At 72.5% G+C, this 18,966-nt stretch carries 14 protein-coding genes; 1 reads left to right on the top strand and 13 read right to left on the bottom strand.

Annotated features, from left to right (window positions below; translation table 11 throughout):
• Nucleotides 1–4 precede the first annotated feature (4 nt).
• From rplU to K7396_RS24230, 7 genes are all read right to left on the bottom strand, one after another.
• Nucleotides 5–325, bottom strand: a complete 321-nt coding sequence (gene rplU, locus K7396_RS24260; protein WP_006605648.1) for a 50S ribosomal protein L21 — start codon at nt 323–325, stop codon at nt 5–7.
• 280 nt (nt 326–605) lie between these two features.
• Nucleotides 606–4,439 carry an Rne/Rng family ribonuclease gene (locus tag K7396_RS24255; RefSeq protein ID WP_152104424.1) on the bottom strand — a complete coding sequence of 1,278 codons (3,834 nt, stop codon included), beginning with the start codon at nt 4,437–4,439 and terminating at the stop codon, nt 606–608.
• Between the two features lie 221 nt (nt 4,440–4,660).
• The gene (locus K7396_RS24250) at nt 4,661–5,461 is read right to left on the bottom strand and encodes a TIGR03936 family radical SAM-associated protein (RefSeq protein ID WP_086718395.1); all 801 of its coding nucleotides are present in this window, start codon (nt 5,459–5,461) and stop codon (nt 4,661–4,663) included.
• Between the two features lie 48 nt (nt 5,462–5,509).
• Nucleotides 5,510–6,700: a hypothetical protein gene (locus K7396_RS24245; RefSeq protein WP_086718394.1), complete on the bottom strand. Its 1,191-nt coding sequence runs from the start codon at nt 6,698–6,700 to the stop codon at nt 5,510–5,512.
• Nucleotides 6,701–6,801: 101 nt separating this feature from the next.
• Complete coding sequence (locus tag K7396_RS24240; RefSeq protein ID WP_086718393.1) at nt 6,802–7,356, bottom strand: GNAT family N-acetyltransferase; 555 nt, start codon at nt 7,354–7,356, stop codon at nt 6,802–6,804.
• 76 nt (nt 7,357–7,432) lie between these two features.
• Nucleotides 7,433–9,358 carry a TIGR03960 family B12-binding radical SAM protein gene (locus tag K7396_RS24235; protein WP_086718392.1) on the bottom strand — a complete coding sequence of 642 codons (1,926 nt, stop codon included), beginning with the start codon at nt 9,356–9,358 and terminating at the stop codon, nt 7,433–7,435.
• A gap of 179 nt (nt 9,359–9,537) precedes the next feature.
• On the bottom strand, nt 9,538–11,166 hold the full coding sequence (locus tag K7396_RS24230) for a CYTH and CHAD domain-containing protein (protein ID WP_086718391.1): 1,629 nt from the start codon (nt 11,164–11,166) through the stop codon (nt 9,538–9,540).
• A 183-nt stretch (nt 11,167–11,349) separates the two neighbouring features.
• Between K7396_RS24230 and K7396_RS24225 the strand changes: the two genes are divergently transcribed.
• Nucleotides 11,350–11,802 (top strand): ATP-binding protein, encoded by a 453-nt coding sequence (locus K7396_RS24225; RefSeq protein WP_086718390.1) that lies wholly within the window; start codon nt 11,350–11,352, stop codon nt 11,800–11,802.
• A gap of 46 nt (nt 11,803–11,848) precedes the next feature.
• Here the strand turns inward: K7396_RS24225 and rodA are convergent, their stop codons facing one another.
• From rodA to ndk, 6 genes are all read right to left on the bottom strand, one after another.
• Nucleotides 11,849–13,030, bottom strand: a complete 1,182-nt coding sequence (gene rodA, locus K7396_RS24220) for a rod shape-determining protein RodA (protein ID WP_223660417.1) — start codon at nt 13,028–13,030, stop codon at nt 11,849–11,851.
• A gap of 29 nt (nt 13,031–13,059) precedes the next feature.
• The gene (gene mrdA, locus K7396_RS24215) at nt 13,060–15,210 is read right to left on the bottom strand and encodes a penicillin-binding protein 2 (RefSeq protein WP_086718388.1); all 2,151 of its coding nucleotides are present in this window, start codon (nt 15,208–15,210) and stop codon (nt 13,060–13,062) included.
• Nucleotides 15,211–15,258: 48 nt separating this feature from the next.
• Nucleotides 15,259–15,978, bottom strand: a complete 720-nt coding sequence (gene mreD / locus K7396_RS24210) for a rod shape-determining protein MreD (protein ID WP_086718387.1) — start codon at nt 15,976–15,978, stop codon at nt 15,259–15,261.
• A 3-nt stretch (nt 15,979–15,981) separates the two neighbouring features.
• On the bottom strand, nt 15,982–16,914 hold the full coding sequence (gene mreC, locus K7396_RS24205; protein WP_086718386.1) for a rod shape-determining protein MreC: 933 nt from the start codon (nt 16,912–16,914) through the stop codon (nt 15,982–15,984).
• Between the two features lie 237 nt (nt 16,915–17,151).
• Nucleotides 17,152–18,171 carry a rod shape-determining protein gene (locus K7396_RS24200; protein WP_003985182.1) on the bottom strand — a complete coding sequence of 340 codons (1,020 nt, stop codon included), beginning with the start codon at nt 18,169–18,171 and terminating at the stop codon, nt 17,152–17,154.
• Nucleotides 18,172–18,465: 294 nt separating this feature from the next.
• Nucleotides 18,466–18,879 carry a nucleoside-diphosphate kinase gene (gene ndk, locus K7396_RS24195; RefSeq protein ID WP_086718385.1) on the bottom strand — a complete coding sequence of 138 codons (414 nt, stop codon included), beginning with the start codon at nt 18,877–18,879 and terminating at the stop codon, nt 18,466–18,468.
• Nucleotides 18,880–18,966: the final 87 nt, after the last annotated feature.

The following is an 18,966-nucleotide window of genomic DNA, read 5'->3' as shown; positions in this document are numbered from 1 at the left end:
TCCCTTACTTCGCCGGAGCGTCGATGCCGGTGATCTTCAGCGCCGTGTGGAGCTGGCGGTGGCCGATCCGCTTCTTGTAACCGGTCTTGTTCTTGTACTTCTGGATCCGGATCTTGTCGCCCTTGTGGTGGTCGACGACCTCGCCCTGGACCTTCACGCCCGCCAGGACCCACGGGTCGCTGGTGACCGAGTCGCCGTCGACGACCAGCAGCGTCGAGAGCTCGACGGTGTCGCCGACCTTGCTGGTGGAAATACGGTCAACCTCGATGACGTCGCCAACAGCAACCTTCTGCTGGCGTCCGCCGGTGCGCACGATCGCGTACACGCGGAACTCTCTTTCGCTAGAAACGGATCCTCTGATGCCAGCCGCTCACACGGGCTCGGGATAGGGCCCGTGGAATCCGAAGGACGAGCGGCCTCCCTCGGCGGACCGAGAGGTGTGTGCTCAGGGGTTTGGTGTCACAGACACCGACGGTCAAGGTTACGGGGCCTTGACCAGGGGGTCAAACCGGCCCCGGACCGCCGCGACGGTCCGGGACCCGGCCCTGCTGTCCGGGCCTCCGGCGGTGCCCCGGGTGCGACACCCGGGGCACCGCCGGAGCGGCTTACGCCGCGCCCTCGGCCACCGACGACTCCTCGGCGGCAGCGGTCTTCTTGGCCGTCGCCTTCTTGGTCGTCGCCTTCTTGGTGGCGGTCTTCTTCGCCGTGGCCTTCTTGGCGGTGGTGGTCTTCTTCGCAGCCGTCTTCTTGGCCGTGGTCTTCTTCGCCGCGGTCTTCTTGGCGGTGGCCTTCTTGGCCGTCGCCTTCTTCGCGGTCTTCTTGGCCGCGGGCTCCGCCTCCGCCTCGGCGCCCTCGGCGGGCTCCGGGACCTCGGCCGGCTCCGGCTCGGCGACCGGCTCGGCCACCGGGGCCGACTCGGCCGGCACCACGATCTCCGCGGCCTCCCCGGCAGCCTTGGGGGCACCCGCAGGAGCGGTCGCCTTACGGGTCGCCCGGCGGCGTGGACGGGCCGGTACGGGCTCCGCGGCGGGCGCCTCGGCGACCGGCTCCGGGGCCTCGGCCGGCTCCGGCTCGGCGACCGGCTCGGCCACCGGGGCCGACTCGGCCGGCACCACGATCTCCGCGGCCTCCTCAGCGGCCTTGGGCGCGCCCGCCGGAGCGGACACCTTCCGGCTCGCCCGGCGGCGGCCCCGGCCGCGCCCGGCAGCCGCCTCGGCCTCGGCCGGGCTGCTGAACCACTCGTCGGTCCCGTCCACCGCGGGCTGCAGCTCGGCCTCCGTCACGGGGGCGGGCTCCAGTTCGGGGGCACCGCCGTCCGGCGTCGGCTCGGCGGCCTCGGCCTCGTGGACGTGCGGCTCGGGCTGGGTGCCCTTGCCCTTCTTCTTGCGCTTGCCACCGCCGCCGGCCGTCGTCGGCTGGTCCATGTGGACGATGACGCCGCGGCCGTTGCAGTGCACACACGACTCGGAGAAGGACTCCAGCAGACCCTGGCCGACCCGCTTGCGGGTCATCTGGACCAGGCCGAGCGAGGTGACCTCGGCGACCTGGTGCTTCGTACGGTCCCGGCCCAGGCACTCCAGCATCCGCCGCAGCACCAGGTCCCGGTTGGACTCCAGCACCATGTCGATGAAGTCGATGACGACAATGCCGCCGAGGTCGCGCAGCCGCAGCTGGCGCACGATCTCCTCGGCCGCCTCCAGGTTGTTCCTGGTGACGGTCTCCTCGAGATTGCCGCCCTGACCGGTGAACTTCCCGGTGTTGACGTCGATCACGACCATCGCTTCGGTCTTGTCGATCACCAGCGAACCGCCGCTGGGCAGCCAGACCTTGCGGTCCAGCGCCTTCATCAGCTGCTCGTCGATGCGGTACGTCGCGAAGACGTCGACGTCCGAAGTCCACTTCTGCAGCCGGTCGGTGAGGTCCGGGGCGACGTGCGCGACATAGCCGTGGATGGTCTTCCAGGCGTCGTCACCGCTGACGATGACCTTGGAGAAGTCTTCGTTGAAGATGTCGCGGACGACCCGGACGGTCATGTCCGGCTCGCCGTAGAGCAGCGAGGGGGAGCTGGTGGAGGCGGCCTTCGCCTTCTTCTGGATCTCCTCCCACTGCGCCTGCAGCCGCTGGACGTCGCGCGCCAGCTCGTCCTCGCTCGCACCCTCGGCGGCGGTGCGCACGATGACGCCCGCGTCCTCGGGGACGATCTTCTTGAGGATCTGCTTGAGCCGCGCCCGCTCGGTGTCGGGCAGCTTGCGGCTGATGCCGGTCATCGAGCCCTCGGGCACGTACACCAGGTAGCGGCCGGGGAGCGAGACCTGGCTGGTGAGCCGGGCGCCCTTGTGGCCGATCGGGTCCTTGGTGACCTGCACCAGCACGGACTGGCCGGACTTCAGCGCGGTCTCGATGCGGCGCGGGCCGTTGGCCATGCCGAGCGCCTCGAAGTTGACCTCACCGGCGTACAGCACGGCGTTGCGGCCCTTGCCGATGTCGACGAAGGCGGCCTCCATCGACGGCAGGACGTTCTGCACCTTGCCGAGGTAGACATTGCCGACGTACGAGGTCGCCTGCTCCTTGTTGACGAAGTGCTCGACGAGCACGTTGTCCTCGAGGACGCCGATCTGCGTGCGCTCGCCGCTCTGGCGGACGACCATCACCCGCTCGACGGCCTCGCGGCGCGCGAGGAACTCCGCCTCGGTGATGATCGGCACCCGGCGGCGGCCCTGCTCGCGGCCCTCCCGGCGGCGCTGCTTCTTGGCCTCAAGGCGCGTCGACCCCTTGATCGACTGCACCTCGTCGGCGCTGGTGCTCTCGTCCTTCTTGCGGGGCTCGCGGACCTTGACGACCGTGCGCTCCGGGTCGTCGGCGCCGCCGGTGCCCTCCTCGCCCGCGTCACCGGTACGACGGCGGCGGCGACGGCGACGGCGGCTGCTGCTGGAGCCGCCGCCCGGCTGCTCGTCGGCCTCGTCCTCCGCCTCGGGCTGCTCGTCGGCCTCCTCGGGCTCGGCCTGCGCGCTCTCCCGCTCCTCGGCACCGCGGCCCTCGGCGGGCTGCTCGTCGGCGCCCTCGGCGGCCTCACCGCGACGGCGGCGACGGCCACCACGGCGGCGGCGGCGCGAGGGACGGTCGCCGGACTCGTCCTCGCCCTGGCCGCCCTCGGCCTGCGCGGTCTCCGGCTCGGCCACCGCTTCGGCTTCCTCGGCCACCGGCTCCGCCACGGGGGCGGCGGTCACCTGCTCCGGCTCGGCCGGGGCGCCACGACGGCGACGGCGGCGCGCGGCGGCGGGCTGCTCCTCCACGGCCGGCTCGGCGGCGGTCTCCTCCTGGCGCGCCGCGGCAGCGGCCGCGGCCGCGGTCTCCGGCGTCTGGAACATCGGCTCGGTGAAGACCGGAGCCTGGAAGACGGCCGTCGGCGGCCGCTGCGCCCGGCGGCGGCCGCGCTGCGGCGCCTCCTGGGCGGGCTCCTCCTCGGCGCGGGGCGCCTCGGCGGCGGGCTGCTCGGCGGGGCGCTCGCCACGGCGGCGCGCCCGGCGGCGGGGGGCCTCGGCGGCCGCGTCCTCGGCGGCGGGGGCCGGCTCGGCCACCGGCGCCTCGGCCTCGGCCTCCTCGGCCTCCTCGGCTTCCGCGGTCACCTGCGGGGCGCCCGAGGGCGCGGTGACCTTACGGGTGGCACGGCGACGCGCCCGGGGCGGCTTGGCGTCCTCGGCGGGGGCCGGGGCCTCCTCCTCGGCGGCGGCGGGCGCGGCGCTCTCGGCGGCCGGCGCGGTGGTCTCGGCGGCGGCCTCCTCGGCGGCGTCCGGCTGCGGGGCACCGGCCGGAGCGGTGACCTTGCGGGTCGCGCGGCGGCGGGTACGGCGCGGTGCGGCGTCCTCGGTCTCGGCGGCGGCCGGGGCCTCCACCGGGGCCGGGGCCTCCGGGGCGGGCTGCGCGGCGGGCGCGGTCTCCTCGGCGGCGGTCTCCTGGACGGCCTCGGGCTGCGGGGTACCGGCCGGAGCGGTGACCTTGCGGGTCGCGCGGCGGCGGGTACGGCGCGGCGCGGCGTCCTCGGCCTGCGGCACCTCGGCGGGCGTCTCCGCGGCGGGCGCGGGGGCCTCGGCGGCGGGTTCGGCGGGGGCCTCGGCCGGCTCGGCGTCGGCGGGCTGCGGGGCGCCGGCCGGGGCGGTGACCTTACGGGTCGCGCGGCGGCGGGTACGGGCGGGCTTCGCCTCGTCCCCGGTGGTGACCGCGGAGGCGGTGGTCTCCTCGTCGAGGGCCGGATCGGCCGCGGCCGCGGTCTCGGTGCTCACCACCTCTTCGGCGACGCCGCCGGCCACCGGAGGACCGGCCGGCCGGGAGGCCGCACGGCGCCGGCGGCGCGGCGGCAGGGTGTCGCTGGGTGAGTGGTTGTCGTCGGCGCCACGGTCCTGGGACGGCGTGGAGCGGGTGGGCTCAATGGGCTCGAGCATGCGGGCGGTTCTCCCGTCACGCTCCCGGGCGCCGCGCCTGGTTCCGGCCCGCGGTCCGCGTGATGAGCGCGGTCCCGCTGTCCGGGGCGTGGGCGCCGCACGGGAGCTGTCGTCTCGCTCGCCGGTCCCCGTAGGGCGGTGACCGGCGAAAGTCTCCTGGTCAGTGCGCCTGCCGGACCGGGGTGGCTCCCTGGCTGATCGGCGACGCGACGACGGCGGTCCTACGCAGTACCGTCCCCGGCTGCCGGGGAGGCCCCGCTCGTCGCCTTCGCGGCACTCAGCCCGGCGGCCGTGGGTGGGGCGGCCGTGGCAGCGTCGCGGTCGGGCACGAGCGGGTCGGTCACCGCGCCGGTCTCCTCATCGAGCAGCCCCTGCGCCAGCCTGGTCACCGCTGCGGGGACCGGCGGCGCCAGGTCGGCCGTAGCTCGGAGGCCGGACAGGACGTCGTCGGGTCGAACGGCAGGTGTCAGATGCCGAACAACCAGCCGCAGTATCGCACAGGCTTTGCCGTCGGGCCTATCGCTGTCGCGGCCGGCGGCCTCCAGACGCGCCACGGCGGCGCGCGCGTCGAAGGTGCGGATGCCGTTCTTCGTCCGCCGCTCGACCAGCACCTCGTCGGCGGCGAGGAACGCCTCGACGGCGCGCGCGGCCTCCGGGGCCTCGACGCCGTCGAGCCGGATCTCCCACACCGAGGCCTGCAGCCGGTCGGCCAGGCCGCTGGTGCGGGCCTCGACCGCGTCGGTCACATCGAGCCCGTCGGGCAGCGACTCGTCGAGGAGGGTGCGCAGGACGTCCGGGTCGCGGCGTTCGGCGAGCTGGATCTCCAGATACTCGGCCTCGCTGCCCGTACCGGTCGGGGCGGCGTTGGCGTACGACACCTTGGGGTGCGGGGTGAAGCCCGCGGAATAGGCCATGGGGACCTCGGCGCGGCGCAGCGCCCGCTCGAAAGCGCGCTGGAAGTCGCGGTGGCTGGTGAACCGGAGGCGGCCGCGCTTGGTGTAGCGCAGTCGGATGCGCTGCACCGCCGGTGCGGGCGGCGGGCCTTCGGGCTGTCGCTTGCCCAGTGTCGTTCAGTCCTTCGTGAGTGCGGTCGTACTGCTACCTAGAGTACGTGTCCCGGGCGCCCGCGGTTCCCGCCGGGGGCGGGCGGCCGGAACCCGCCGCGGCTCCTCGGGGGCGCCGAACAGTGCCCGCCGGATCTCCCCGCGGGTCTGCCGCACGGTCTCGCGGGCGCTGCGCAGCGCCTGCCGGACCGGTCGCCAGACGCCGTCGCGTATGCCGTGCCCGAGCGGGGTGAGCACGGTGCGGTAGGTCCGGCGCAGCGGTTCGACGACGAGCCACCGCAGCACCGCGGCGAGGAACCGGCCGACGGCACGGGAGACGATGCCGGCGGCGCGCCAGCAGTGCCCGAGCGCCGCCCCGGTCTCGCGCACCACCACCGTCACCACCGCGGCCAGCAGCCGTCCTGCGGGCGCCAGCACATACCGCCACAGGGTGACCAGCGGCACGATCACGAGCCATCGCACGAGGGCGGCCAGCACGGTGCCGGTGCCGCGCACCAGCCAGGCGATGCCCCGTCCGCACGGCGCCAGCACGTGGGCGTACAGCCACTGGGCGGGGACCACGACGAGGTGGCGGGCCAGCCACACCAGGGCCGCGCCGGCCGCCCGGCCGACGGGCACCAGGACGTACCGCCACAGGGCCACCCACGGCCGGACGAACACCGCGCCGCCCAGCCACAGCAGGGCCGCGCCCAGGCCGCGCAGCAGCCAGGAGAGGCCGTGCCCCAGGGGCGTGAAAACCTGCGCGTACAACCACCGGACGGGGACCACGAGCAGGTACCGCACCAGCCAGGCCGCCGCCCTGCCGGTTCCCCGGCCCGCCGGGGCGAGGACGGCGCGCCACAGCCACCCCAGCGGGGCGAGCACCAGCGTGCGCCAGGTCCAGCCGAGCGGGAGCACGACGAGGGTGCGCCAGGCCCAGGCGACCGGCACCACCACGAGGGTGCGCCAGGCCCAGGCCACGGGGCGGACCACGAGGGTGTGCCACAGCCGGGCGAGGCCGCGTCCGAGGGGGCGCAGCACGCTGCGGTCGACGGCCCGGCCGGCCGCGGTCAGCGCGTCCCACACCAGGCGCACCGGCACCACGAGTACCAGCACCACGATCCGCACCGGAATCCGGACCACTTGGGTCACACAGCCCTCGCCCGGCTCGTACCGGGCGGGCACCTGCCGGTCCGTCCCCGTGTGTTCCCGCTCCATTCCCGTTCCCCCGTACGTCCGTCCTCGTCCTGCCGCGTCCCGGGACCGCCGCCCCGGATGCGCGCCGGCGCTCCCCGCCCCCTCCGGGCGGGCCGGTTCCGCTACCGCCCGGCGGCGGTGGCGGGCGCGTGGATCCAGTAGCGCAGCTTCTCGTCCCGCCGGTCCTCGAAGATCCCGCCGCAGGACTCGATGACCTTACGCGAGCCGGTGTTGGTGTCGTCGCAGGTGACCAGCACCGGGTCGATGCCCAGTTCGTGATGGGCGACCGGGAGGGCGGCGCGCAGCATCGCGGTGGCGTGGCCCTGGCGGCGCGCGCCGGGGCGCACGGCATAGCCGATGTGGCCGCCGTAGTGGAGGAGTTCGTCGGTGAGGCGGTGGCGGAACGTGACCCGCCCCAGGTAGACGCCGTCCGCCACCCACCACCGGGTCGTCACGGGGACCACGCCGTCGGCGCGTTCCACCGGTGCCGCGTCCCCTACCGTGCCGACGTACGCGGCGAACCCCTCGGCGGTCGGCCAGCGGCCGGCCCAGGTCCGCAGCTCCCGGGCGAGGCCGGAGTGCGGTACGTGCTCGGTGCCGTCGGCGCGGAACTCCGCCATCGCGGCGAGGAAGGAGGCGTGGACGGCGACGGTGGGGGCGATGAGCTGAGGCGGCATCACCCCATTGTGCGGGAACGCACCGCGGCCCGGCCCCCAGATGCGGGGGCCGGGCCGAAGGGGCGTACGGGAAGGGCTACTTGACGACGGACAGCGGCAGCAGCTTCTTGCCGGTCGGGCCGATCTGGATCTCGGTGTCCATCTGCGGGCAGACGCCGCAGTCGAAGCACGGGGTCCAGCGGCAGTCCTCGACCTCGGTCTCGTCGAGGGCGTCCTGCCAGTCCTCCCAGAGCCAGTCCTTGTCGAGGCCGGAGTCCAGGTGGTCCCAGGGCAGGACCTCCTCGTACTCCCGCTCGCGGGTGGTGTACCAGGCGACGTCCACGCCGAAGCCGGGCAGCGTCTCCTCGGCGGCCTTCATCCAGCGGTCGTACGAGAAGTGCTCGCGCCAGCCGTCGAAGCGGCCGCCGCCCTCGTAGACGGCGCGGATGACCGAGCCGACGCGGCGGTCGCCGCGCGAGAGCAGGCCCTCGACGATGCCGGGCTTGCCGTCGTGGTAGCGGAAGCCGATGGAGCGGCCGTACTTCTTGTCGCCGCGGATCTTGTCCCGGAGCTTTTCGAGCCGGGCGTCCGTCTCCTCGGCCGACAGCTGCGGCGCCCACTGGAACGGGGTGTGCGGCTTGGGCACGAAACCGCCGATGGAGACCGTGCAGCGGATGTCGTTCTGCCCGGAGACCTTGCGGCCCTCGGCGATGACCTTGACCGCCATGTCGCCGATCTGCAGCACGTCCTCGTCGGTCTCGGTCGGCAGACCGCACATGAAGTACAGCTTCACCTGCCGCCAGCCGTTGCCGTAGGCCGTCGAGACGGTCCTGATCAGGTCCTCTTCGGAGACCATCTTGTTGATGACCTTGCGCATCCGCTCGGAGCCGCCCTCGGGCGCGAAGGTCAGACCGGAGCGACGGCCGTTGCGCGTCAGCTCGTTGGCGAGGTCGACGTTGAAGGCGTCGACCCGGGTCGACGGCAGCGACAGGCCGATCTTGTCTTCCTCGTACCGGTCGGCGAGCCCCTTGGCGATGTCACCGATCTCGGTGTGGTCCGCGGAGGACAGCGACAACAGGCCGACCTCCTCGAATCCCGTGGCCTTCAGGCCCTTGTCCACCATGTCGCCGATGCCGGTGATGCTTCGCTCCCGTACGGGGCGCGTGATCATGCCGGCCTGGCAGAAACGGCAGCCGCGGGTGCAGCCACGGAAGATCTCGACCGACATCCGCTCGTGGACGGTCTCGGCCAGGGGGACGAGCGGCTGCTTGGGGTAGGGCCACTCGTCCAGGTCCATGACGGTGTGCTTGGACACCCGCCACGGGACGCCGGAGCGGTTCGGCACGACGCGGGAGATCCGTCCGTCGGCGAGGTACTCGACGTCGTAGAACTTGGGGACGTAGACGCTGCCGGTCTTCGCGAGGCGCAGCAGCAGCTCGTCGCGGCCGCCGGGCCGGTCCTCGGCCTTCCAGGCGCGGATGATCTCGGTGATCTCCAGCACCGCCTGCTCGCCGTCGCCCACGACCGCGCAGTCCAGGAAGTCCGCGATCGGCTCGGGGTTGAAGGCCGCGTGGCCGCCCGCCAGGACGATCGGGTGGTCCTCGGTGCGGTCCTTGGCCTCCATCGGGATGCCGGCGAGGTCCAGGGCCGTGAGGAGGTTGGTGTATCCCAGCTCCGTGGAGAAGGAGACCCCGAGCACGTCGAAGGCGCCGACGGGGCGGTGCGCGTCGACCGTGAACTGCGGGACGTGGTGCTCGCGCATCAGCGCTTCGAGGTCCGGCCACACGCTGTACGTGCGCTCGGCGAGCACGCCCTCGCGTTCGTTGAGGACCTCGTAGAGGATCATGACGCCCTGGTTGGGCAGACCGACCTCGTAGGCGTCCGGGTACATGAGCGCCCACCGCACGTCACAGGAGTCCCAGTCCTTGACGGTGGAGTTCAGCTCACCGCCGACGTACTGAATGGGCTTCTGCACATGCGGGAGCAGGGCCTCGAGCTGCGGGAAGACCGACTCGGCAGACATCTCGAACCTTCGTGAGCTGGCAGGGGGCGACTCTCAAGCGTAACCGCTCGCGGGCACCCCCCTCGCACGGCGGCCGGCGGGCCGCGGCAAGGGCCCGCCGGGGGCCGGCGCACGCGCTCTGCCTTCCGCCGGGCCGCGTGCCGGTGTGCCGGGGCGCGGCGGCGGGCCGGCGCGCGCCGTCACGCCCGGAGCGCGTCCCGGTGCTTGCGCCGGGAGACCTTCTGCCACAGGCCCGGCAGCTCCCGCTCGCGGTCCGCCGCGCGGGCCTCCTCGCGCCCGTACAGCAGCCCGAAGGTGAAGCCGCCCTCGCCGGCCTGGTGCGCCTGGGTGGCCAGCTCGCGCAGCGCGCCGCGCGCCACCACGCTGTCCTGGTGGTCGCCCAGCAGCTGCTGCACCCGCTTGATCCGCTTGGCGAACGCCTTCGCCGGCCCGCCGAGCGCCGGTCGGGCGGCCTCCGCCGCGTACCGCGCCCGCTTGGCGGCCTTGCGGGCGCCGTGCAGCGCCTCGTCCCGCTCCCGCCCGGCCGGTGCCGCCAGCGCGGCCTCCACCCGGCGGGCCAGCCGCCGGTAGTCCTTCAGCACGGCCGCGGCCGTGATCCCGGGCGCCGGGCGATCGGCGGCCGGGCGCAGCGGCGGCGCCTCCAGGAGGGCGTGCAGGCTCTTCAGCAGCGCCAGATAGCGAGACCCGTCCAATACGGCGAGCACCTCCTGGCGCGAGCCGGCCCGCCGCCGCTCGGACCAGATGCGCAGCCGGGCGGGCACCGGGCCGAGCCGCAGCGGCCGGGGCACCTCGGCCAGCGCGCCCTGCAGCCGTTCGGTCAGCACCTCGCGGTCCCGGTCGATCCCCAACTCCGCGGCCAGCCACTTGAGTTCGAGGCCGAGGGGCAGCGTGACCGCGCGGTCGAGCACCGTGGTGTACGAGCGGAAGACGCTGCGCAGCCGGCGGGTGGCGACCCGCATCCGGTGCACCGCGTCGGGCAGGTCCCGCCGCACCGCCGGGTCCAGCTCGACGATCACCCGCACCTGTTCGCGGACGTACCGGAGCACCACGTCGGCGGCGGTGGGCCCGGCCTTCTTCCCGGCGCCCTTGGCCTTGCCCTTGCCCTCCCCCTTGCCTTTGACCTTCCCCCCGCGCTTCCCGGCGCCTCGGGGTCGCGGGGTGTGCGGCCGTGCGCCCGGGGGCGCGGGCCGGTCGCGGTCCAGACCCGTCTCGGCCAGCGCCCGCGCCAGTTTGGACTCCGCGACGGCGGGACGCGCCCCCGCCGCGACCAGCGCCCGGCCGACCTCGTCCAGCAGCGCCGCATCGCCGCCCCCGAGCAGCTCCACCTCGATCTCGCGCCAGCGGACCTCGGCCGGCCCCGAGCCGGCCTTCCCCGCCCGGCGGGCGCGGACCTCGTCGACCGCGAGCTCCGCGAGCGGCGCCCCCGCGGCGTCCTTGAGCACCCGGACCGTGCGCCGCGTCCGCAGCCGTACGAGCGGGACGGGCTCCCGGTCCAGCACCCGCGACCGGACGAGGGCGGTCAGCTCCGGGGGCGGCTCCTCGGACAGCGGGGCCCGCACCTCGTCCCGCACTCCGGGCGCGACCGGCAGCTTCAGGTGCCAGCCCGCGTCCTTGCCGCCGGTGCGCCGGCGCAGCGTGATGCGGGCGGCGGCGAGGCGCTGGTCAGGGGTGTCGTAGTAGAGGGCGTCGAGCTCCTCGGCCCCGGCCTTCCCCACCGTGGCGACCCGGCCGGCGCCGGCCAGGTCGGGCAGGTGCGCGTCGTCGTCGACCTCGTACTTCCGCTCGATCTCCCGCACGGTGTCCGCCATGCATCGAGGCTAGCCACCCGCCCCCGCCGGGGCCACCCGCCCGACCGGGGAACTCCGCGCGACGGGATGCCCGGAGCGGGTGGCACCCACCGCACACGATGACTTACGCTGCGTGATGAAACGAATACGCAGAGTGCGGAGCCGAACCGGCGCCCACTCGACCCCTCGGGGAGGGAGACCCCCGTGCACCCCTCGACCGCATCCGTCACCCGGTCGCCCATCCGCGTCCCGGCAGGCGCCCGCCCGTACGTCCTTGCCGCACCGAGCACTCCCCGGGCCCCGAAGACGGCCCGCGACTTCGTCCGCGCCGTGCTCCGCCGCGGCCCGCTCGCCCCGCTCCTGGACACCGCCGTGCTGCTCACGTCGGAGGCGGTGACCCGCGCCCATCTGCACACCCCGCGCACCGCCGACATCCGGCTGCGGCTGCTGACCGCCGGGCACGGCCTGCGGATCAGCGTGCACGACGACGCACCGGTCCGGATTCCGCGCCCCGGCTCCGCGGCCGGCGAGCCGCAGGGCGACTACGGGCTGCTGCTGACCGGCCGGCTCGCCGACGACTGGGGCACCACCCCGCCCGGGGACCTGCCCCGGTCCACCACCCTCTGGTTCGAACTGCGCCTCCCGGCCGCGGCGTGAGCGCGGGCGGGGACGGCGCACGGGCGTCGCGGGCGGGGCGCCGGCGTCAGCGCGAGGCCGACAGGGGGCGCTGTACGCGGATCGACTGCAGCAGCCCGATCGCGATCCAGACCGCGAACATCGACGTGCCGCCGTAGGAGACGAACGGCAGGGGAAGGCCGGTGACGGGCATGATGCCCAGGGTCATCCCGATGTTCTCGAAGGACTGGAAGGCGAACCACGCGATGATGCCGGCGGCGACGATCGTGCCGTAGAGCTCGGTCGACTCGCGCGCGATCCGGCAGGCCCGCCACATCACGACGCCGAGCAGCACGATGATCAGGCCCGCCCCCAGGAAGCCGAGTTCCTCACCGGCGACGGTGAAGATGAAGTCCGTCTGCTGTTCGGGGACGAACTGGCCGGTGGTCTGGCTGCCGTGGAAGAGGCCGGAGCCGGTCAGTCCGCCGCCGCCGATCGCGATCCGGGCCTGGTTGGTGTTGTAGCCGACACCGGCAGGGTCGAGGCTCGGGTTGGCGAACGCGGCGAAGCGGGCGATCTGGTAGGCGTCCAGCAGTCCGAGCTGCCAGATCGCGACACAGCCCACGACGCCGGTGCCGGCCAGCCCGAGGATCCAGCGGTTGGAGGCGCCGGAGGAGAGCAGGACGCCCAGGATGACGGCGCCCAGCACCATCACCGAGCCGAGGTCCGGCATCAGCATGATCACGGCGACGGGGACGGCGGCCAGCGCGAGGGCCTGGACGACGGTCCGGTGGCCGGGGTGCGGGCGGTCGCCCGCGTCGACCCGGGAGGCCAGGATCATCGCCATGCCGAGCGTGATGGTGATCTTCGCGAACTCGGCGGGCTGGAGCGAGAAGCCGCCGGGGATCGCGAGCCAGGAGCGCGATCCGTTGATGGTGGCGCCCAGGGGCGTCAGCACCAGCAGCGCCAGCACCACCGACAGGCCGTAGAGGATCGGGACCGCGCCGCGGAGCGTGCGGTGCCCGAGCCAGATCGTGCCGGCGGTCAGCGCCAGGCCGATGCCGAGGTTCAGCAGATGGTGCAGGAAGTAGTAGTACTCGTCGCCGTGGTTGAGCTCGGTGCGGTTGCGGGTGGCGGAGAAGACCAGCAGCGAGCCGATCAGCGAGAGCACCAGGCAGGACAGCAGCAGTATCCAGTCCAGCTTGCGCAGCACCGAATCGCGCGCCGTCAGCTTGCCCCAGGTGCCGAGCTCGGGGGTGTAGCGCCGGATCGAGAACGCCCGGGAGGTATGGCTGGTCGTCACTGTGGGCTCTCCGATGCGGACGGCGACGGCGACGGCGGGACGTACGGCTTGATGGGCTGAGCCTGGATGGTCCCGTCACCCTCGATCTTGGGGAGCGAGCCCTGGGGCTTCGGCAGCAGGGCGGCCTTCGGGTTGATCCCCCCCTTCTCGTCGACTCCGTACAGGGCGTTGTAGATGTTGCGCACGGCCGGACCGGAGGCGCCGGAGCCGGTACCACCCTGAGCGATCGTCATGACGATCGTGTAGTCCTTGGTGTACGTCGCGAACCACGAGGTGGTCTGCTTGCCGTAGACCTCGGCGGTACCGGTCTTGGCGTGCATCGGAATCTTGTCCTGCGGCCAGCCCTGGAAGCGCCAGGCGGCGGTACCGCGGGTGGCCACACCGGCCAGCGCGGAGTCGATCTGCCGCAGCGTCTTGGGGCTGTCGGGCAGCTTGCCGTGGGACGTGGGCTTGATCTGCTGCACCCGCTTGCCGTCGGGGCTGACGATCGCCTTGCCGACGGTCGGGTTGTAGAGGGTGCCGCCGTTGGCGATCGCGCCGTAGATGGTCGCCATCTGGATCGGGGTGACGAGGGTGTCGCCCTGGCCGATCGCGTAGTTGATGGAGTCGTAGGCGTGCAGCTTCATGCCTTCGAGGCAGCCCTCACGGGCGAGCTTGGTGCCGAAGTCCTTCTTCTTGGGCCAGGCCTTGGCCTGCTCGCACCAGCCGGCCTTGTTGGCCTTCCAGAAGTCGGTCTTCCACTTGCGGTCGGGGACCCGGCCGGTGACCTCATTGGGGAGGTCGATGCCGGTCTCCTTGCCCAGGCCGAACTGGTGGGCGGTGCGGTAGAACCAGTCCTTGGGGTTCTTCTTGGGCTTGTCCCCGCCGTCCTTCTTCCACTCGTCGTGCGAGAGCCGGTAGAAGACGGTGTCGCAGGAGACCTCCAGCGCCCGGCCGAGGCTGATGTCGCCGTGGCCCTCGCCCTCGAAGTTCTTGAAGACCTGGCCGCCGATGCTGTACGAGCTGGTGCAGGGGTAGTGGCCGTTGAAGTCGTAGCCCGCGTTGATCGCGGCCGTGGTCGAGATGACCTTGAAGATCGAGCCGGGGGCGGCCTGTCCCTGGATGGCGCGGTTGAGCAGCGGGTAGTTGGAGTCCTTGCCGGTGAGGTGGGCGTAGTCCTTGCCGGAGATGCCACCGACCCAGGCGTTGGGGTCGTAGGCGGGGTTGGAGGCCATCGCCACCACCCGGCCGGTCTTGGCCTCCATCACGACCACGGCGCCCGAGTCGGCCTTGTAGTTGGTGCCGGTGTTCTTGTCGTGCACCTTGCGGGCGTCCTTCATGGCCTGTTCGAGCTGCTTCTCCGCTATGGCCTGGACCCTCGCGTCGATGCTGGTGACGACGCTCGCGCCGCCCTGGCCCTTCTCGCTGTCGGCCCGGCCGATGACCCGGCCGAGGTTGTCGACCTCGTAGCGGGTGACGGCGGCCTTGCCCCGCAGGTAGCGGTCGTAGGTCCGCTCCAGACCGGACCGGCCGATCTGGTCGGAGCGCAGGAACGGCGAGCTGGTGTCCTTGGCCTTGTTGATCTCCTCGTCGGTCACCGGCGAGAGATAGCCGAGCACCTGGGCGGTGTTGGCGTTGCCGGGCTCGGCGTAGCGGCGCACGGCGGTGGGCTCGGCGCTGATGCCGGGGAAGTCCTCGGAGCGCTCCCGGATCTGGAGGGCCTGCTGGGTGGTGGCCTCGTCGGTGATCGGGATCGGCTGGTACGGCGAGCCGTTCCAGCACGGCTGCGGCGTCTTGGCGTCGCACAGCCGGACCTTGTTGCGGATCTCCTTCTCGGACATGCCGAGCACGTCGGCCAGCCGGCCGAGCACGGCCTTGCCGTCGTCCTTCATCTTCAGCAGTTCGGTACGGCTCGCGGAGACGACCAGACGGGTCTGGTTGTCGGCCAGCGGCACCCCGCGCGCGTCGAGGATGGAGCCGCGGGTGGCGGGCTCGATGACCTGCTGGACGTGGTTGTTCTTCGCCTCGGTGGCGTACTCCTGGCCGTTGCGGATCTGCAGATACCACAGCCGCCCGCCGAGGGTCAGCAGCAGGGAGAAGACCAGGATCTGGATCGCGATGAGCCGGACGCCGACCCGGGAGGTCCGGGTTTCCGGGAGATTACTCATGGCGCGCAGCGCCTCCACGAGGGGTGGTGGTCGGGAGAGGGGAGGGCGTCACAGTCGCTTGACCCCCTTGATGCGGCCCACCTTGTCGCGGGCCGACTTGCCGAGCAGACTGCCGCGCTGGCTGCCGATGCCCGTCCCCGTGCGCAGGGACTTCATGGCGCCGCGGCTGGCCTTCAGGCCCGTGCCGGTGGTGAGCCAGCCGTAGCCCGCGTCGCGGCTGCCGCCGGCCCCGCTGGTACTGCTCGAACCGTCACCGGTCAGCAGATCGCCCTCGGTTCTGCGCGCCAGCGCCATCACCAACGGCACCGTGAACGGGGCCAGCAGCAGGTCGTAGAGGGTGGCACTGAGCACCAGCCCGACGATGCCGACGTGCCGGGCGGCGGTGTCGCCGACCAGCGCGCCGACGCCGGCGTACATCAGCGTGGAGCCGACGGCCGCGCCGAGGACGACGATCAGCGGCAGCGTCGCCGAACGGTGCTGGCCGGAGTCCGGCTTGGTCAGGCCCGCGACGTAGCCGATGACGCAGAGCACCAGCGCATAGCGGCCGATGGCGTGGTCGGAGGGCGGGGCGAGGTCGGCCAGCAGCCCGGCGAAGAACCCGACCAGGGCGCCGCCGACATGGCCGTAGACCAGCGCCAGACCGAGCACGACGAGCAGCAGCAGATCCGGTACCGCGCCGGGAAGCTGGAGTCTGGCGAGCATGGTGACCTGGATGACGAGGGCGACGACCACCAGCGGGGCCGAGAGCAGGATCCGGTTGATGCGCATCGGTCAGCTCCTGGGGGAGGCGCTCGCGGAGGGGGTGGCCGTGACGGTGACCGTCGGCGTCGGCTTGGGCTTCGCGGGCGCGGGCGGCAGCACGGTGTCGCGCGGGTCCTCGCGGGGCGGCGCGACGACCACGCCGACGATGTCGAGCTGGGAGAAGGACACGAAGGGCCGCACCTGGAGGTTGCGGGTCAGATCGCCGTTGGACGGCTCGACCCGGACGACCCGGCCGACGGGCACGCCGGGCACGAACGGCTTGTCCCGGCTGGAGCCGAAGGTGACCAGGCGGTCGCCCCGCTTGATGTTGGCCTTGCCGTTGAGGAGCTGGACGCGCAGCGAGCGGACGCCCTGCCCGTTGGCGAAGCCGATCTCGTTGGTCTTCTCCATGCGGGTGCCGACGGTGAAGTCGGGGTCGGCGGCCAGCAGCACGGTGGAGGTGTCGGCGCCGACGGTGGTGACCCGGCCGACCAGACCGTCGCCGTTGAGCACGGTCATGTCGCGGGCGATGCCGTCGCGGCGGCCGGCGTCGATGGTGATGGTCCAGGAGAAGCCCTGGGCCGAGCCGATGGCGATGACCTGGGCGCCCTTGATGCCGTACTGGCCGGTGCCGGCGATCTTGAGGATCTTGTCCAGCTGGGCGGCACGGCTGCGGTTGCGGTCGGAGGAGCCGAGCTTGGCCTTCAGCGCCTCGTTCTGGTGCTCCAGCCTGGTGATCCGGTCGTGCCGGCTGCCGGAGTCCCGCACGGCGCCGATGGCGTTGCCGACCGGATTGACGACGCGGGCGACGCCGCTCTCGACGGGGCCGAAGGCGGAGGCGGCGACCTGCCGGGCACCGTCGAGCGGGGACTGTTCGCCGCCGCGGATATCGACCGTGATCAGCGCGAACGCGATCGCGACCAGCAGCACCAGCAGCAGCCGGCTCTCTCGTGTGTCCCTCACGTGCGGCGGCCGTGTCCTTCCTCGTAGGACCGGCCGGCTGCGGGCCCCGCCGGTCTCGTTCGGGAGTTGTTGTGCCTGTGTGACGGTGCCCGGGTGATGGAGCGTCAGCGCACCGTGTCTGTCGGGGTGTTGTGCCTGTATACCAGCGGCCGGGCGGACCCGGCCGCCGGCGCCGGGGTTCCCGGGCGCCGCGGACGCCGTTCGACGGCCGCGGCGCGGACCGGGACCCGGGCCGTGCTACCTGCGCGGCTGGGAGTCGAGGACCTGCTGGAGCGCCTCGAACTCCTCGACGCACTTGCCGGAACCGAGCGCGACGGAGTCGAGCGGGTCCTCGGCGATGTGGATCGGCATACCGGTCTCGCGGCGCAGCCGCTCGTCGAGGCCGCGGAGCAGGGCGCCGCCTCCGGTGAGCACGATGCCGCGGTCCATGACGTCACCGGACAGCTCCGGCGGGCACTTGTCGAGCGTCGTCTTGACCGCGTCGACGATGGAGTTGACCGGCTCCTCGATGGCCTTGCGGACCTCGGCGGCCGAGATCACGACGGTCTTCGGCAGGCCGGAGACCAGGTCACGGCCGCGGATCTCGGTGTGCTCGTCCTGTTCGAGGTCGTACGCCGAGCCGATGGTGATCTTGATGCTCTCGGCGGTGCGCTCGCCCAGCAGAAGGCTGTACTCCTTCTTGATGTGCTGGATGATCGCGTTGTCGAGCTCGTCGCCGGCCACCCGGATGGACTGCGCGGTGACGATGCCGCCGAGCGAGATGACCGCGACCTCGGTCGTGCCGCCGCCGATGTCCACGACCATGTTGCCGGTGGCCTCGTGGACCGGCAGGCCGGAGCCGATCGCCGCGGCCATCGGCTCCTCGATGATGTGGACCTGGCGCGCGCCGGCCTGGGTGGAGGCCTCGATGACCGCGCGGCGCTCCACTCCGGTGATGCCGGAGGGGACACACACCACGACCCGCGGGCGGGCCAGATAGCGCCGCTTGTGGATCTTGAGGATGAAGTAGCGGAGCATCCGCTCGGTGATCTCGAAATCGGCGATCACGCCGTCTTTCAGGGGCCGTACGGCGACGATGTTGCCGGGCGTGCGCCCGATCATCTTCTTCGCCTCAGCACCCACCGCGAGAATGCCGCCGGTGTTGGTGTTGATGGCCACGACCGACGGCTCGTTGAGGACGATGCCGCGGCCCCTGACGTACACCAGCGTGTTGGCGGTCCCGAGGTCGACAGCCATGTCACGGCCGATGAACGACATGTTGTTCCCCATGAGGATACGTCTGGCCTTCCCAACTGGAGCGAATGCTTACTGGAGGTCGGCAGGAGGTGATGCGCTGTGCGGCGCGGAAGTCTCCATCGTAGTTCGTAGTGCGCCCACTCGAACACGTCGGGAGGCTGTTCCGCCATTGTCAGCCGTACACGCACCCGCCCCCCTTAATGGTGACGTCGTGTCGCGATGATGCGTTCCCCCGATCGTGTCGTATACACCAAAGGGCGACCGATGATTTTTTCGGTCGCCCCTGGTCACGAGGGGTGTACAGCTGATGACTCGTCAGGAAATGCCGGGAAAGAAAATCTTGATCTCGCGCTCGGCGGACTCTTCGGAATCCGACGCATGGATCAGATTCTCCCGGGTGATCGTTCCGAAGTCCCCACGAATGGACCCACCCGGTGCGGCAATCGGGTCAGTCGGACCGGCGAGCATCCGCACGCCTTCGATCACCCGCTCGCCCTCGACGACCATCGAGACCACCGGACCGGAGGACATGAAGGCGACCAGCGGCTCGTAGAACGGCTTGCCGACGTGCTCGGCGTAGTGCTGCTCCAGAAGGGCACGGTCCAGGCTGCGCAGCTCCAGCGCGGTGATCGTCCAGCCGGCCTTCCGCTCGATACGGCCGATGATCTCGCCGATCAGGCCGCGCGTGACGGCGTCGGGCTTGAGAAGGACGAGGGTGCGCTGGCTCACGGAGAAACTCCCTGGATATGAACAACGGGTCAGCGGGTGAACTGAGGCTACATGGGTGACCGGGCCGTCAGCGGCCCCGCCCCCGGT

This window comes from Streptomyces angustmyceticus, from assembly GCF_019933235.1.
Taxonomy (GTDB): domain Bacteria; phylum Actinomycetota; class Actinomycetes; order Streptomycetales; family Streptomycetaceae; genus Streptomyces; species Streptomyces angustmyceticus.
The sequence above is the reverse complement of the archived record's forward strand: the minus strand, read 5'-3'. Positions and strand labels throughout refer to the sequence as shown.

What these genes read in the sequence shown, in the direction of transcription:
- K7396_RS24255 (WP_152104424.1), bottom strand. Translation starts at nt 4,439, where the DNA reads ATGCTCGAGCCCATTGAGCCCACCCGCTCCACGCCGTCCCAGGACCGT.
- K7396_RS24245 (WP_086718394.1), bottom strand. Translation starts at nt 6,700, where the DNA reads ATGGAGCGGGAACACACGGGGACGGACCGGCAGGTGCCCGCCCGGTAC.
- K7396_RS24240 (WP_086718393.1), bottom strand. Translation starts at nt 7,356, where the DNA reads ATGCCGCCTCAGCTCATCGCCCCCACCGTCGCCGTCCACGCCTCCTTC.
- K7396_RS24235 (WP_086718392.1), bottom strand. Translation starts at nt 9,358, where the DNA reads ATGTCTGCCGAGTCGGTCTTCCCGCAGCTCGAGGCCCTGCTCCCGCAT.
- K7396_RS24230 (WP_086718391.1), bottom strand. Translation starts at nt 11,166, where the DNA reads ATGGCGGACACCGTGCGGGAGATCGAGCGGAAGTACGAGGTCGACGAC.
- mrdA (WP_086718388.1), bottom strand. Translation starts at nt 15,210, where the DNA reads ATGAGTAATCTCCCGGAAACCCGGACCTCCCGGGTCGGCGTCCGGCTC.
- mreD (WP_086718387.1), bottom strand. Translation starts at nt 15,978, where the DNA reads ATGCGCATCAACCGGATCCTGCTCTCGGCCCCGCTGGTGGTCGTCGCC.
- K7396_RS24200 (WP_003985182.1), bottom strand. Translation starts at nt 18,171, where the DNA reads ATGTCGTTCATCGGCCGTGACATGGCTGTCGACCTCGGGACCGCCAAC.